General features: G+C 63.5%; 24 protein-coding genes. All 24 read right to left on the reverse strand.

Annotated features, from left to right (window positions below):
• Nucleotides 1-290: hypothetical protein (locus XINFAN_RS03530; protein ID WP_148087134.1), on the reverse strand; the 290-nt coding region annotated here is incomplete at its 3' end.
• A 97-nt stretch (nt 291-387) separates the two neighbouring features.
• Nucleotides 388-828, reverse strand: a complete 441-nt coding sequence (locus XINFAN_RS03535) for a GFA family protein (protein ID WP_124085121.1) — start codon at nt 826-828, stop codon at nt 388-390.
• Nucleotides 829-1,016: 188 nt separating this feature from the next.
• Nucleotides 1,017-1,208 carry a 50S ribosomal protein L30 gene (rpmD, locus tag XINFAN_RS03540; RefSeq protein ID WP_124085122.1) on the reverse strand — a complete coding sequence of 64 codons (192 nt, stop codon included), beginning with the start codon at nt 1,206-1,208 and terminating at the stop codon, nt 1,017-1,019.
• Between the two features lie 5 nt (nt 1,209-1,213).
• Nucleotides 1,214-1,771 (reverse strand): 30S ribosomal protein S5, encoded by a 558-nt coding sequence (rpsE, locus tag XINFAN_RS03545; protein WP_124085123.1) that lies wholly within the window; start codon nt 1,769-1,771, stop codon nt 1,214-1,216.
• 124 nt (nt 1,772-1,895) lie between these two features.
• Nucleotides 1,896-2,255: a 50S ribosomal protein L18 gene (rplR, locus tag XINFAN_RS03550; protein ID WP_124085124.1), complete on the reverse strand. Its 360-nt coding sequence runs from the start codon at nt 2,253-2,255 to the stop codon at nt 1,896-1,898.
• Between the two features lie 11 nt (nt 2,256-2,266).
• Nucleotides 2,267-2,800: a 50S ribosomal protein L6 gene (rplF, locus tag XINFAN_RS03555; RefSeq protein WP_124085125.1), complete on the reverse strand. Its 534-nt coding sequence runs from the start codon at nt 2,798-2,800 to the stop codon at nt 2,267-2,269.
• Between the two features lie 10 nt (nt 2,801-2,810).
• Nucleotides 2,811-3,209 (reverse strand): 30S ribosomal protein S8, encoded by a 399-nt coding sequence (rpsH, locus tag XINFAN_RS03560; RefSeq protein ID WP_124085126.1) that lies wholly within the window; start codon nt 3,207-3,209, stop codon nt 2,811-2,813.
• Nucleotides 3,210-3,221: 12 nt separating this feature from the next.
• A complete protein-coding gene (gene rpsN, locus XINFAN_RS03565; RefSeq protein WP_124085127.1) occupies nt 3,222-3,527 on the reverse strand; it encodes a 30S ribosomal protein S14 in 306 nt (101 codons plus the stop codon).
• A gap of 19 nt (nt 3,528-3,546) precedes the next feature.
• Nucleotides 3,547-4,107 (reverse strand): 50S ribosomal protein L5, encoded by a 561-nt coding sequence (gene rplE, locus XINFAN_RS03570; protein WP_124085128.1) that lies wholly within the window; start codon nt 4,105-4,107, stop codon nt 3,547-3,549.
• A 1-nt stretch (nt 4,108) separates the two neighbouring features.
• On the reverse strand, nt 4,109-4,414 hold the full coding sequence (rplX, locus tag XINFAN_RS03575; RefSeq protein WP_124085129.1) for a 50S ribosomal protein L24: 306 nt from the start codon (nt 4,412-4,414) through the stop codon (nt 4,109-4,111).
• Nucleotides 4,414-4,782, reverse strand: coding sequence for a 50S ribosomal protein L14 (gene rplN, locus XINFAN_RS03580; protein ID WP_013066055.1), 369 nt, complete (start codon nt 4,780-4,782; stop codon nt 4,414-4,416). Before rplN ends, rplX begins: the two co-directional genes overlap by 1 nt.
• An 88-nt stretch (nt 4,783-4,870) precedes the next feature.
• Nucleotides 4,871-5,104: a 30S ribosomal protein S17 gene (rpsQ, locus tag XINFAN_RS03585; protein WP_112311937.1), complete on the reverse strand. Its 234-nt coding sequence runs from the start codon at nt 5,102-5,104 to the stop codon at nt 4,871-4,873.
• An 11-nt stretch (nt 5,105-5,115) separates the two neighbouring features.
• Entirely contained in the window at nt 5,116-5,316 is a 201-nt protein-coding gene (gene rpmC, locus XINFAN_RS03590) for a 50S ribosomal protein L29 (RefSeq protein WP_112311936.1), read from the reverse strand.
• Between the two features lie 148 nt (nt 5,317-5,464).
• The gene (locus XINFAN_RS03595) at nt 5,465-6,013 is read right to left on the reverse strand and encodes a GNAT family N-acetyltransferase (protein ID WP_124085130.1); all 549 of its coding nucleotides are present in this window, start codon (nt 6,011-6,013) and stop codon (nt 5,465-5,467) included.
• 104 nt (nt 6,014-6,117) lie between these two features.
• Nucleotides 6,118-6,531 (reverse strand): 50S ribosomal protein L16, encoded by a 414-nt coding sequence (rplP, locus tag XINFAN_RS03600; protein ID WP_124085131.1) that lies wholly within the window; start codon nt 6,529-6,531, stop codon nt 6,118-6,120.
• 13 nt (nt 6,532-6,544) lie between these two features.
• A complete protein-coding gene (rpsC, locus tag XINFAN_RS03605; protein ID WP_124085132.1) occupies nt 6,545-7,270 on the reverse strand; it encodes a 30S ribosomal protein S3 in 726 nt (241 codons plus the stop codon).
• Nucleotides 7,270-7,650: a 50S ribosomal protein L22 gene (rplV, locus tag XINFAN_RS03610; RefSeq protein ID WP_124085133.1), complete on the reverse strand. Its 381-nt coding sequence runs from the start codon at nt 7,648-7,650 to the stop codon at nt 7,270-7,272. Before rplV ends, rpsC begins: the two co-directional genes overlap by 1 nt.
• 3 nt (nt 7,651-7,653) lie before the next feature.
• A complete protein-coding gene (gene rpsS, locus XINFAN_RS03615) occupies nt 7,654-7,932 on the reverse strand; it encodes a 30S ribosomal protein S19 (protein WP_124085134.1) in 279 nt (92 codons plus the stop codon).
• Nucleotides 7,933-7,935: 3 nt separating this feature from the next.
• A complete protein-coding gene (rplB, locus tag XINFAN_RS03620; protein WP_124085135.1) occupies nt 7,936-8,775 on the reverse strand; it encodes a 50S ribosomal protein L2 in 840 nt (279 codons plus the stop codon).
• Nucleotides 8,776-9,212: 437 nt separating this feature from the next.
• A complete protein-coding gene (locus tag XINFAN_RS03625; RefSeq protein ID WP_124085136.1) occupies nt 9,213-9,509 on the reverse strand; it encodes a 50S ribosomal protein L23 in 297 nt (98 codons plus the stop codon).
• On the reverse strand, nt 9,506-10,126 hold the full coding sequence (gene rplD / locus XINFAN_RS03630; RefSeq protein ID WP_124085137.1) for a 50S ribosomal protein L4: 621 nt from the start codon (nt 10,124-10,126) through the stop codon (nt 9,506-9,508). The genes XINFAN_RS03625 and rplD overlap by 4 nt, the downstream gene beginning before the upstream one ends.
• Complete coding sequence (gene rplC / locus XINFAN_RS03635) at nt 10,123-10,854, reverse strand: 50S ribosomal protein L3 (RefSeq protein ID WP_124085138.1); 732 nt, start codon at nt 10,852-10,854, stop codon at nt 10,123-10,125. The genes rplD and rplC overlap by 4 nt, the downstream gene beginning before the upstream one ends.
• Nucleotides 10,855-10,867: 13 nt before the next feature.
• Entirely contained in the window at nt 10,868-11,176 is a 309-nt protein-coding gene (gene rpsJ / locus XINFAN_RS03640; protein ID WP_023666234.1) for a 30S ribosomal protein S10, read from the reverse strand.
• 169 nt (nt 11,177-11,345) lie between these two features.
• A partial coding sequence (locus XINFAN_RS03645) for an EF-Tu C-terminal domain-related protein (protein ID WP_494338098.1) occupies nt 11,346-11,475 on the reverse strand: 130 nt, incomplete at its 5' end.

The raw sequence follows: 11,475 nt of genomic DNA on the forward strand, positions 1-11,475 counted from the left end.
GCCCCGCCCGAGCCCAGAAGCTGCGCGCCGAGGCTGCTCCCCGCCCCCGAAACGATGGCGCCAAGCGCGGAGAGCCCGCTGCGGCCGTCGACCAGGGTAAAGAAATCACCGCCGTGCCCCGTCGCCGGCCCGAGCGCCGACAGATCCACCGCCGCGGCCGCCAGCGCGGGCGCCCGCGCGGCGATCACCTCCGACAGGCGGTAATCGCAAAGCGAACTCTGCCCCTGCGCCGCACCCGCAAGGCAGATCGAAACCGCCAGCAGCAGCGCCGGCACCGGAAACCGCGTCATGGTCAGAAATCCTGCTCTTTTGCCCGAAGTCTGACCAGGACCCGGCGGCAAGACAAGAGCCCTGCCGCCCGGCGCCCTTCACAATGCGGACAGCGCGTTACGCCCCCGCAGGCCAGGTGAATTCCGGACGCAGCCCGCTGTAGACCGGGCGGCCGTCGTCGGGTTTGGGATAGCCTTTCGTCTCGTCCCAGAAGGCGTGGTAGCTGGCCTTCGGAAAGGCCGCATCGTCGTAGCCCATGACATTCGGCACCGCCACGCGGATGCGACCCTGCTTGTCATCGAGCATGATCACCGCGCCGCAATCGGTGCAGAGACAGATCTCCAGCGGACCGTCCGGGTTCTGCGCATTGAACGGCACCCGTTTCAGCTTTTCCGGGTGATCCACCCGGACATCGCCGTGGTTGAAGAAGGCCACATGCGTCGTGTGCTGGCCGGTGACGGATTTGCACACATTGCAATGGCATTCGTGGTTGTCGATCGGCTCGGCGATGGCGGTCACATGGACATGCGCACAGCCCCCGGCGTATTTCGCGGCCATTTCATCCTCCCTGATGCCCGCCGCCGCCTCCCTGCGGCGGACGAGTCGGAGCAGAGCCTAACACCACAGCATCCGAACTCAAACGTGCGGAAGCGCCGCGGGAAAACCGGCCGCATCCGCGATCAGGCCCTCCGGCAAAGCAAAACGCCCCGGATCTCTCCGGGGCGTTCTTTGCATTTCAGAAGCGGTCAGCCGCGTTCTTCGATGATCTTAACGAGATGCGAGATCTTGTTGACCATGCCGCGCACGGCCGGAGTGTCCTCCAGCTCGCGGGTGCGGTTCATCTTGTTCAGACCCAGGCCCTTGAGCGTCGCGGTCTGGATCGCGGGGCGGCGGGCGGCCGAGGCCACCTGCTTCACGACGATGGTTTTCTTCGTCATTTCGATCAGCCCTCCGCAGCTTCGGTTTGGGGCTTCTTCAGGATCTCGGCCACTTTCTTGCCGCGACGAGCGGCGACGGAACGCGGCGAGGCTTCCTTGCGAAGGCCCTCGAAGGTGGCGCGGATCATGTTGTAGGGGTTTTGCGACCCCAGCGACTTGGCCACCACGTCCTGGACGCCCAGCATCTCGAACACGGCGCGCATCGGGCCGCCGGCGATGATCCCGGTGCCGGGAACCGCGGTCCGCATCACCACGCGGCCGGCGCCATGACGGCCCTCGGTGTCGTGGTGCAGGGTGCGCGCGTCTTTCAGCTGGACGCGGATCATCTGACGCTTGGCCTGTTCGGTCGCCTTGCGGACGGCCTCCGGCACTTCCTTGGCCTTGCCCTTGCCGAAGCCGACGCGGCCGCGCTGGTCGCCCACCACGACGAGCGCCGCGAAGCCGAAGCGCTTACCGCCCTTGACCGTCTTCGAGACGCGGTTGATCGCAACAAGACGATCGGCGAATTCCGGGGTCTCTTCGCGGCTTTCGCGGCGATCCCGGCGGTTTTCACGTTCTGCCATAAGGCATTCCTTTCGTGACGGCGCATCAGCGCCCAATGGTCCAATCCTGGTGAGCGGACGCAAGGCCCGCTCCCGGATCATCGGGGCGGCTCAGCCTTCGAAAAGACTGCGCCGCCCGCATGGATCAGAACTTCAGGCCACCTTCGCGGGCAGCATCGGCCAGAGCCTTGATCTTCCCGTGAAAGAGGAACCCGCCGCGGTCGAAGTAGCATTCTTCCACGCCGACTTTCTTCGCCCGCTCGGCGATGGCCGAGCCGACTTTGGCCGCCGCTTCGACATTGTTCTTGCCGACGACGCCCAGGTCTTTTTCCAGCGACGAAGCCGAAGCGACGGTCACGCCCTTCGCATCGTCGATCAGCTGGACGCTGATGTTCTTCGACGAACGATGGACCGACAGACGCAGCCGGCCGGCCGCGGTCGATTTGATTTTGTTCCGCACGCGCAAGCGGCGCTTCAGGAACAGCTCTCTTTTGTTCAAAGCCATTTTCGCGCCCCTTACTTCTTCTTGCCTTCCTTGCGGAAGACGAACTCGCCCTTGTAGCGGATCCCTTTGCCCTTATAGGGCTCGGGACGCTTCCAGTCGCGGATGTTCGCTGCCACCTGGCCGACTTCCTGCTGATCGATGCCCTCGACGACGATCTCGGTCTGCTTCGGGGTCGTGACGGTCACGCCCTTCGGCACTTCGAAATTCACTTCATGCGAGAAGCCGAGCTGGAGTTTCAGGATGTTGCCCTGCACCGCTGCGCGGTAGCCAACGCCCTGGATTTCCATCTCTTTTTTGAACCCCGTGGTGACGCCGGTCACCAGGTTCTCGATCATCGAGCGCGACATGCCCCACTGCTGACGGGCGCGCTTCGACAGGCCACGCGGGGTGACCTTGACGGCATCGCCTTCGACAGTGATGGTCACATCATCGCCTGCGGTGAAGGAACGGGTGCCTTTCGGCCCCTTGACTTCGATGGTCTGGCCGGAGACGGACGCGGTGACGCCCTTCGCCAGCTCGACGGGTTTCTTGCCGATACGAGACATTCAACCCTCCTCAGAACACGGTGCAAAGCACTTCGCCGCCAACATTGGCAGCGCGTGCATTCGCATCCGACAGAACGCCCTTGGGGGTGGAAACGATCGCCACGCCAAGCCCGTTGCGGACCTGCGGGATCTCGTTCACGCCCATATAAACGCGGCGGCCCGGCTTCGAGACCCGCTTGAGTTCGCGGATCACCGGCTCGCCTTCGTAATATTTCAGGCTGATGGTGAATTCGCCCTGACCGTTCGAGGTCTCGGACTTTTCATAGCCACGGATATAGCCTTCGGCCAGCAGCACGTCCAGAACGCGGGCGCGCAGCGTCGAAGCCGGGGTCATAACCGTCGACTTGCCGCGCAGCGACGAGTTGCGGATACGGGTCAGCATATCGCCGATGGGATCATTAACAGGCATCTGCTCTCTCCCTTACCAGCTCGACTTGACCATGCCGGGGATCTGGCCGAACGAGGCCAGTTCACGCAGCATGATGCGCGACAGTTTCAGCTTACGGTAGTAAGCATGCGGGCGGCCCGTGAGCTGGCAGCGGTTGTGGAGCCGCACCGCCGACGAGTTCCGGGGCATCTCGGCCAGTTTCAGAGTCGCCTTGAAGCGCTCCTCCATCGGCTTCGACTGGTCTTCGATCACCGCTTTCAGCGCCGCGCGCTTGCCAGCATGTTGCTGGACCAGCTTCGCGCGCTTCACTTCGCGGTTCACCATGGATTTTTTAGCCATAGATCAGGTTCCCTCGCGCTCAGGCCGAAAACGGCATGTTGAAGTGCTTCAGCAGCGACTTCGCTTCCGCATCGGTCTTCGCGTTCGTGCAGATGATGATGTCCATACCCAGAACCTCGTCGACCTTGTCGAACTCGATTTCCGGGAAAACGATGTGCTCTTTCAGGCCCATGGCATAGTTGCCACGGCCGTCGAACGAGGTCGCCTTGACGCCGCGGAAGTCGCGGACGCGCGGCAGGGCCACGTTGATGAGACGATCGAGGAATTCATACATCCGGTCGCCACGCAGGGTGACCTTGCAGCCAAGCGGCATCTCTTCACGGACACGGAAGCCCGCGATCGACTTCTTGGCCTTGGTGATGACAGCCTTCTGGCCGGCGATCTGGCCGAGTTCCTCGGCCGCCTGCTTGACCTTCTTGGTGTCTTTCACCGCTTCGCCGACGCCCATGTTCAGGACGATCTTGTCCAGACGCGGGATCATCATGTCGTTCTTGTAGCCGAACTCTTCCTTGAGCGCGGCCCGGATCGTCGATCTGAAGGCGGCTTTCAGACGCGGGGTATAGGTGGCGTTGTCCAGCATATCAGATCGCCTCCCCGGTGGTCTTGGCGTAACGGACCTTCTTGCCGTCTTCCTCGCGGAAGCCGACGCGGGTCGCTTTGCCGTTCTTGTCGATCAGCGAGAGGTTCGACAGGTCGATCGGCATCGCTTTCGGGATGCGGCCGCCCTGGCTGCCGGCGGATTGCTTGGTGTGGCGGATGGCGATGTTCACGCCTTCCACGACAGCCTTGCCGTCCTTCGGCGAGACCGAGGCGATTTCGCCCTTCTTGCCCTTGTCCTTGCCGGTGAGCACGAGGACCGTGTCACCCTTGCGGAGTTTCGCAGCCATCACAGCACCTCCGGCGCGAGCGAGATGATCTTCATGAAGTTCTTCGCGCGCAGCTCGCGGACGACCGGCCCGAAGATACGGGTGCCGACCGGCTCGCCCTGATTGTTCAGGATGACGGCGGCGTTGCGGTCGAAGCGGATGGCGGTGCCATCTTCGCGACGGACTTCTTTCGCGGTGCGGACGACGACGGCCTTGCGGACATCACCCTTCTTCACGCGACCCTTTGGAATCGCCTCCTTGACCGACACCACGATGATGTCGCCCACGGATGCGTAGCGGCGATGCGAGCCGCCCAGAACCTTGATGCACTGAACCCGGCGGGCGCCGGAGTTGTCAGCTACATCCAGATTGGTCTGCATCTGGATCATTTGGTTTCTCCCGACCTTCGGGGACAGCGATCAACCGCCCCGGGGTATCGCTCAGTTTCTGCTGAACGGTATGGAGAGGACTGATTGCTCAGGCCTCGACCACCACCGTCCAACGCTTCGTCTTCGAAATCGGCGCGCACTCTTCGATGCGAACGGTGTCACCGACCTTGAATTTGTTCTCCGCGTCATGGGCGCGGTATTTTTTCGACTTACGGACCGTTTTTTGCAGCAGCGGGTGCTTAAAACGACGTTCGACGAGAACGGTGATGGTTTGCTCGTTCTTGTCCGAGGTCACGGTGCCAGTCAGGATGCGCTTCGGCATGGGTCAGATCCTTACTTCGCAGCTTCAGCGGCTTTTTGGCCGAGAACGGTTTTGATACGGGCCACTTCGCGGCGCACGGTGCGCATGCGGGCGGTGTTCTCAAGCTGGTTGGTCGCTTGCTGGAAGCGCAGGTTGAAGGCTTCCTTCTTGAGCGCGACCAGTTGGTCACGCAGCTGGTCCGGGGTTTTCCCGGTCAGTTCCTTGGCGGTCATGCGCCTTTTCCTTTTACATTCACCAGAGGGCCCCCGACTTTGGCAGGGTCACCTTTGACCTGGTGGATCAATGAAATACCGACGAATCCGAGTCGCCCCGGATCCGTGGATGGGGCCTGATACAGGAGGGGGGCACAGAGGGCAAGGCCTATCTGCCGTCTCCGCCGGCGCGGGCCAGCCAGTCAGCCGCGGTCAGCCGGAAGCACATCCAGGGCGCCTCGCCGGTGCCCAGATCGAGCCGCGCGTCATGGACATGGCGCGCGCCCAGCTTCGCGGTGGCCTTCTGCGAGCGGATATTGGTCGGATCGATATGGAACCAGACCTCGCGGCCCGCGGCGAAGACATGCCCCAGCATCAGGCGTTTCAGCTCGCGGTTGGTGGTGCCGCCCCAGTGATCACGGGTCAGGAAGGTGAAGCCGACCGACACCGCATCCGGCGCGTCCGGCGCCACGTAATAGCGCGAACAGCCGATGATCCGGCCGCTTTGCGCCTCGCTCACCACAAGGGTCGCACCCGAGGCCAGCAGCAGATCGAAATAGCGGTCGAACACCTCGGGCAGATGCCGATCGCGGGCCGGGTGGCCGGCCCAGATCAGCGGATCCGAGGCCGCCTGACGCAGCCCGGCCCGGTCGTCGGCGTGCAACGGGCGCAGCAGCAGCGTCTCACTGCGCAGGACCGGCTGAAAATCGAAAGGCATTCCGTCCCCGCTCCGCTCATCCGAATGCAGATTACAGCAGGCCGCCGCAAAGGAAAACGCCCGCCGGTCTCCCGGCGGGCGCCTGATGTCGCGATGCGAAAGACTTACCAGTCTTCGCGGGCCACGATGCGCGAGGTGACCGGCAGCTTCATCGCGCCGAGACGCAGGGCTTCACGAGCGATTTCCTCGTTCACGCCGTCGATCTCGAACATGATGCGGCCCGGCTTCACCTTGCAGGCCCAGTAATCCACCGAACCCTTGCCCGAGCCCATGCGGACTTCGGTGGGTTTCGCGGAAACCGGGGTATCCGGGAAGATCCGGATCCAGACCCGGCCCTGACGCTTCATGTGGCGGGTGATCGCGCGGCGGGCCGCCTCGATCTGACGCGCCGTCACGCGCTCGGGTTCGGTCGCCTTCAGGGCGAACGAGCCGAAGTTCAGGAGGAACCCGCCCTTCGCCTCGCCGGCGATCCGGCCCTTGTGCATCTTGCGGTATTTCGTGCGCTTCGGTTGCAGCATCTCTCTCTACTCCTTACGCGCGCTCACGGTCGCCACGCTCGCGACGGGCACCGCGCGGCGCCGGAGCGTCTGCGGCCTCGGCGAGGCGACGATCATGGGCTTGCGGATCGTGTTCAAGGATCTCGCCCTTGAAGATCCAGACCTTGACGCCGATGATCCCGTAGGGGGTTTCGGCTTCCGACAGCGCATAGTCGATGTCCGCGCGCAGGGTATGCAGCGGCACCCGGCCCTCGCGATACCATTCGGTCCGCGCGATTTCCGCACCGCCGAGACGGCCCGCGACATTCACCCGGATCCCGAGCGCACCCATCCGCATGGCGTTCTGCACGCCACGCTTCATGGCGCGGCGGAAGGACACCCGGCGCTCCATCTGCTGGGCGATCGACTCGGCCACCAGCTGGGCGTCGACTTCGGGCTTGCGCACTTCGACGATGTTCAGATGCAGTTCCGAGGCGGTGAAGGCCGCCAGCTTCTTGCGAAGCGTCTCGATGTCTGCACCCTTCTTGCCGATGATCACGCCCGGACGCGCCGAGTAGATCGTCACCCGGCATTTCTTGTGCGGACGCTCGATCACGACCTTCGAGATGCCGGCCTGTTTGGCTTCCTTGTGGATGAACTCGCGGATGCGGAGATCTTCCAGCAGCAGATTGCCGTAGTCTTTCGATTCAGCGAACCAGCGGCTGTCCCAGGTGCGGTTGACCTGGAGACGCATGCCGATCGGATTGACCTTCTGACCCATTATGCCGACTCCCCGGTCTGACGCACCTTGATGGTGATTTCGCTGAACGGCTTCATGATCTTGCCGAACCGGCCGCGTGCCCGCGGGCGGCCGCGCTTCATCACCAGGTTCTTGCCGACCCAGGCTTCCGCCACGATCAGGCTGTCGACGTCGAGCCCGTGGTTGTTCTCGGCATTGGCGATCGCCGATTGCAGAACCTTCTTCACCTCGCCGGCGATGCGGCGCTTGGAGAAGGTCAGATCGGACAGGGCCTTGCCGACGGTCTTGCCGCGGATCAGCCCCGCGACCAGGTTCAGCTTCTGCGGGCTGGTGCGCAGCATGCGCGCAACGGCCATCGCCTCGTTTTCGGCCACGCGGCGCGGATTCTTTTCCTTACCCATGGCTTACTTCCTCTTGGCTTTCTTGTCGGCCGCGTGACCGTAATAGGTCCGCGTCGGCGAATATTCACCGAACTTCTGGCCGATCATTTCTTCGGTCACGGCGACCGGAATGTGCTTCTTGCCGTTGTAGACGCCGAAGGTCAGACCGACGAACTGCGGCAGGATGGTGGAACGGCGCGACCAGATCTTGATCACTTCGTTTTTGCCCGAAGCGCGTGAGGCTTCTGCTTTTTTCAGCAGATAGCCATCGACGAACGGGCCTTTCCAGAGGGAACGTGCCATGGATCAGCGCCCTTTCTTCCTGGCGTGACGCGAACGGACGATATATTTGTCCGTGGTCGGGTTGGAGCGGGTGCGCGCACCCTTGGTCGGCTTGCCCCAGGGCGTGACCGGATGACGGCCGCCCGAGGTGCGGCCTTCGCCGCCGCCATGCGGGTGGTCGATCGGGTTCATCGCGACGCCGCGGACGGTCGGGCGCACGCCCTTGTGCCGCAGACGCCCGGCTTTGCCGAAGTTCTGGTTCGAGTTGTCGGGGTTCGACACGGCGCCGATGGTGGCCATGCATTCCTGACGGATCAGACGCAGCTCGCCCGACGACAGGCGGATCTGCGCGTAAGAGCCGTCGCGGCCGACGAACTGCGCATAGGTCCCGGCGGCGCGGGCCAGCTGGCCACCCTTGCCGGGCTTGAGTTCGACGTTGTGGACGATCGTGCCGATCGGCATACCCGAGAACGGCATGGCGTTGCCCGGCTTCACGTCGACCTTGGCGCCGGCGATCACGGAATCGCCCACTGCCAGACGCTGCGGCGCGAGGATATAGGCCTGCTCGCCGTCGGCATAGCGCACGAGGGCGATGAAGCCCGTGCGGTTGGGGTCATATTCGATCCGCTCGACGGTGGCGGCGACATCCCATTTGGCGCGTTTGAAATCCACCACGCGGTACAGGCGACGAGCGCCCCCGCCCTGGTGGCGCATGGTGATCCGTCCGGTGTTGTTGCGACCGCCGTTCTTCCGCAGGCCCTCGGTGAGGGCTTTGACGGGACGGCCTTTCCACAGCTCCGAACGGTCGATCAGAACCAGCCCGCGCTGGCCTGGCGTCGTCGGCTTATACGACTTGAGTGCCATGTTAACTGTCTTCCGTTTGCTTCAGGACCAGTGCCCCGAAGGGCGGCAGGTCCGGGGTTAAGGGCTCCGAAGATCCCCGGTTCGGGTGTCTGCTCCGGCTTGCGAGAAACCGAATCTGACAAAACCAAGAGCCCCGGACGAATCCGGGGCCTCTGGAATGGCGGGGGAGTAACAGAAAGGATGGGGGGCGGCAACAGCCCGGACGACTTTTCTTCGGCCCGTTCCCCTGCCGCAAATCGCCCTTACAGATCGCAATAAGCGATGATCCTGCCATTGCTGTAAGGCGAATAGAGTTCCAGCTTCCATCCGCTTCCGAAATGCCAGCCGTTTTCCCGCGCCAGAGCGGCTGTTGACGGGCAGGTCCTGCGGGCTTCGCTGTCAGCAACAGCAAAAAGCCCCCGCTGTCGCGGGGGCTTTTCTTCAGCGTAATGCCGGTATCAGAGGCCGGTCGACACGTCGATCGTGTTGCCCTCTTCGAGGGTGACATAGGCCTTCTTCACGTCCGAGCGCTCACCGGCGCGGCCGCGGAAACGCTTGGCCTTGCCCTTGGTGATGGTGGTATTGACGGCTTTGACCTTGACGCCAAAGACAGCCTCAACGGCCTCTTTGATCTGCGGCTTGGTCGATGCCATCGCAACCTGGAACACAACCGCGCCATTTTCCGAGGCCATGGTGGCTTTCTCGGTGATGACCGGCTTGCGGATCACGTCGTAATGTTCGGGTTTCGCGCTCATTTCAGGCGGGCCTCCAGAGCTTCGATACCTGCTTTGGTGATCACGAGCGTGTCACGCTTCAGGATATCATAGACATTGGCGCCGATGGTCGGCAGCACGTCCACGCCTTCGATGTTGCGGGCGGCCAGCGCGAAATTCGCGTCGACATCCGCGCCGTCGATGACGAGAACCCGCTTCCAGCCCCGCTCCGCTACGGTTTTCGCCAGGGCGGCGGTTTTCGCCTCAGTCAGCGCGAGGCTGTCGAGGATCACCAGTTCGCCGGCTTTCGCCTTGGCCGAGAGCGCATGGCGCAGGCCAAGCGCGCGGAACTTCTTCGGCAGATCATGGGCGTGGCTACGGGGCTGCGGGCCCTTGTAGACACCACCGTGACGGAAGATCGGTGCCTTCTTGGACCCGTGGCGTGCGCCGCCGGTGCCCTTCTGGCGATAGATCTTCTTGGTCGAGTAGCTCACGTCCGACTTGCCCAGCGTCGAATGGGTGCCGGCCTGCGATTTCGCGCGCTGCCAGCGGACCACACGATGCAGGATGTCGGCGCGCGGCTCCAGCCCGAACAGGGCCTCATCGAGGTCGATCGAGCCGGCCTTGCCGCCGTCGAGTTTGATCACGTCGAGTTTCATGCTTCACCCCCTTCGGCCACTTCAGCGACCGGAGCAGCTTCTGCCGCAGCAGCAGCCGAACGGATGGCAGCAGGACGCGGCGCATCGGCGTGCGGAGCCTTCTTCACGGCGTCCTTGATGGTGACCCAGCCACCGGCCGAACCGGGGACGGCGCCTTTGACGAGGATCAGCCCGCGGTCGGCGTCGGTCCTGACCACCTGCAGGTTCTGGGTGGTGACGCGCACCGCGCCCAGATGACCCGCCATCTTCTTGCCCTTGAACACCTTGCCGGGGTCCTGGCACTGGCCCGTTGAGCCGTGCGAACGGTGCGAGATCGACACACCGTGCGAGGCGCGCAGACCGCCGAAGTTGTGGCGCTTCATCGCACCGGCAAAGCCTTTACCGATCGAGGTGCCGGCGATGTCGACGAACTGGCCGGCGACGTAATGCTCGGCCGAGATCTCGGCGCCCACTTCGATCAGATTGTCCGGCGAGACGCGGAACTCCGCCAGCTTGCGCTTCGGCGCCACATTCGCTTTCGCGAAATGGCCGCGCTGCGCGGCGGTGGTGCGGTTCACCTTGGCGGTTCCGGCGCCCAGCTGGACGGCGGTATAGCCATCCTTGTCGGCGGTGCGGGTCGCCACGACCTGAAGGGCGTCGAGTTGCAGAACCGTCACCGGAATCTGCTTGCCGTCCTCCAGGAACAGCCGGGTCATGCCCAGCTTCTTTGCGATAACTCCAGAGCGCATCGTGATGCCCCCCTTACACTTTGATTTCGACGTCGACGCCGGCGGCCAGGTCGAGCTTCATCAGCGCGTCCACGGTCTGCGGGGTCGGATCGACGATGTCGAGAAGACGCTTGTGGGTGCGGATCTCCCACTGGTCGCGCGACTTCTTGTCGATGTGCGGACCACGGAGAACCGTGAATTTCTCGATCTTGTTGGGCAGCGGGATCGGCCCGCGGACCTGGGCACCCGTACGCTTGGCCGTGTTGACGATTTCCTGGGTGCTGGCGTCCAGCACGCGGTAATCGAAGGCCTTGAGGCGGATGCGAATGGTCTGACCTTGCATTGCTTCTTCCTTCGGAACGTCAAATGCGCCGGAATGGCGCATCAGATAGGTTCACATTGTTACGGTCTTGAGTCCCGGTGTGATCCGGGGATTCGGGGGCGCGCGATGCACACCGCGCGGCCCTTTCGCATTAAACCGGCCCGGACGCAAGCACCCGGGCCGTATTTCCTCACTCGATGATTTTAGCGACGACGCCTGCACCGACGGTGCGGCCGCCTTCGCGGATCGCGAAGCGCAGTTTCTCTTCCATCGCGATCGGAGCGATCAGCTCGACCACGAATTTCAGGTTGTCGCCCGGC

It is taken from the genome of Pseudogemmobacter humi (assembly GCF_900609055.1).
Lineage (GTDB): Bacteria > Pseudomonadota > Alphaproteobacteria > Rhodobacterales > Rhodobacteraceae > Pseudogemmobacter > Pseudogemmobacter humi.

Bases quoted from the DNA above. Each gene is read 5' to 3' on its own strand.
- XINFAN_RS03535 (WP_124085121.1), bottom strand. From the start codon at position 828: ATGGCCGCGAAATACGCCGGGGGCTGTGCGCATGTCCATGTGACCGCC.
- rpmC (WP_112311936.1), bottom strand. From the start codon at position 5,316: ATGACCGCCAAGGAACTGACCGGGAAAACCCCGGACCAGCTGCGTGAC.
- rpmD (WP_124085122.1), bottom strand. From the start codon at position 1,208: ATGACGAAGAAAACCATCGTCGTGAAGCAGGTGGCCTCGGCCGCCCGC.
- rplC (WP_124085138.1), bottom strand. From the start codon at position 10,854: ATGCGCTCTGGAGTTATCGCAAAGAAGCTGGGCATGACCCGGCTGTTC.
- rplR (WP_124085124.1), bottom strand. From the start codon at position 2,255: ATGGCTTTGAACAAAAGAGAGCTGTTCCTGAAGCGCCGCTTGCGCGTG.
- rpsS (WP_124085134.1), bottom strand. From the start codon at position 7,932: ATGGCACGTTCCCTCTGGAAAGGCCCGTTCGTCGATGGCTATCTGCTG.
- rpsH (WP_124085126.1), bottom strand. From the start codon at position 3,209: ATGCCTGTTAATGATCCCATCGGCGATATGCTGACCCGTATCCGCAAC.
- XINFAN_RS03595 (WP_124085130.1), bottom strand. From the start codon at position 6,013: ATGCCTTTCGATTTTCAGCCGGTCCTGCGCAGTGAGACGCTGCTGCTG.
- rplD (WP_124085137.1), bottom strand. From the start codon at position 10,126: ATGAAACTCGACGTGATCAAACTCGACGGCGGCAAGGCCGGCTCGATC.
- rpsE (WP_124085123.1), bottom strand. From the start codon at position 1,771: ATGGCAGAACGTGAAAACCGCCGGGATCGCCGCGAAAGCCGCGAAGAG.
- rplP (WP_124085131.1), bottom strand. From the start codon at position 6,531: ATGCTGCAACCGAAGCGCACGAAATACCGCAAGATGCACAAGGGCCGG.
- rplB (WP_124085135.1), bottom strand. From the start codon at position 8,775: ATGGCACTCAAGTCGTATAAGCCGACGACGCCAGGCCAGCGCGGGCTG.
- rplV (WP_124085133.1), bottom strand. From the start codon at position 7,650: ATGGGTAAGGAAAAGAATCCGCGCCGCGTGGCCGAAAACGAGGCGATG.
- rpsQ (WP_112311937.1), bottom strand. From the start codon at position 5,104: ATGCCGAAGCGCATCCTGACTGGCACCGTGACCTCGGACAAGAACGAG.
- rplX (WP_124085129.1), bottom strand. From the start codon at position 4,414: ATGGCTGCGAAACTCCGCAAGGGTGACACGGTCCTCGTGCTCACCGGC.
- rpsN (WP_124085127.1), bottom strand. From the start codon at position 3,527: ATGGCTAAAAAATCCATGGTGAACCGCGAAGTGAAGCGCGCGAAGCTG.
- rplF (WP_124085125.1), bottom strand. From the start codon at position 2,800: ATGTCTCGTATCGGCAAGAAACCCGTCGAGCTGGCGAAGGGCGTCACC.
- rpsC (WP_124085132.1), bottom strand. From the start codon at position 7,270: ATGGGTCAGAAGGTCAATCCGATCGGCATGCGTCTCCAGGTCAACCGC.
- rplE (WP_124085128.1), bottom strand. From the start codon at position 4,107: ATGCTGGACAACGCCACCTATACCCCGCGTCTGAAAGCCGCCTTCAGA.
- rplN (WP_013066055.1), bottom strand. From the start codon at position 4,782: ATGATCCAGATGCAGACCAATCTGGATGTAGCTGACAACTCCGGCGCC.
- rpsJ (WP_023666234.1), bottom strand. From the start codon at position 11,176: ATGCAAGGTCAGACCATTCGCATCCGCCTCAAGGCCTTCGATTACCGC.
- XINFAN_RS03625 (WP_124085136.1), bottom strand. From the start codon at position 9,509: ATGAGCGCGAAACCCGAACATTACGACGTGATCCGCAAGCCGGTCATC.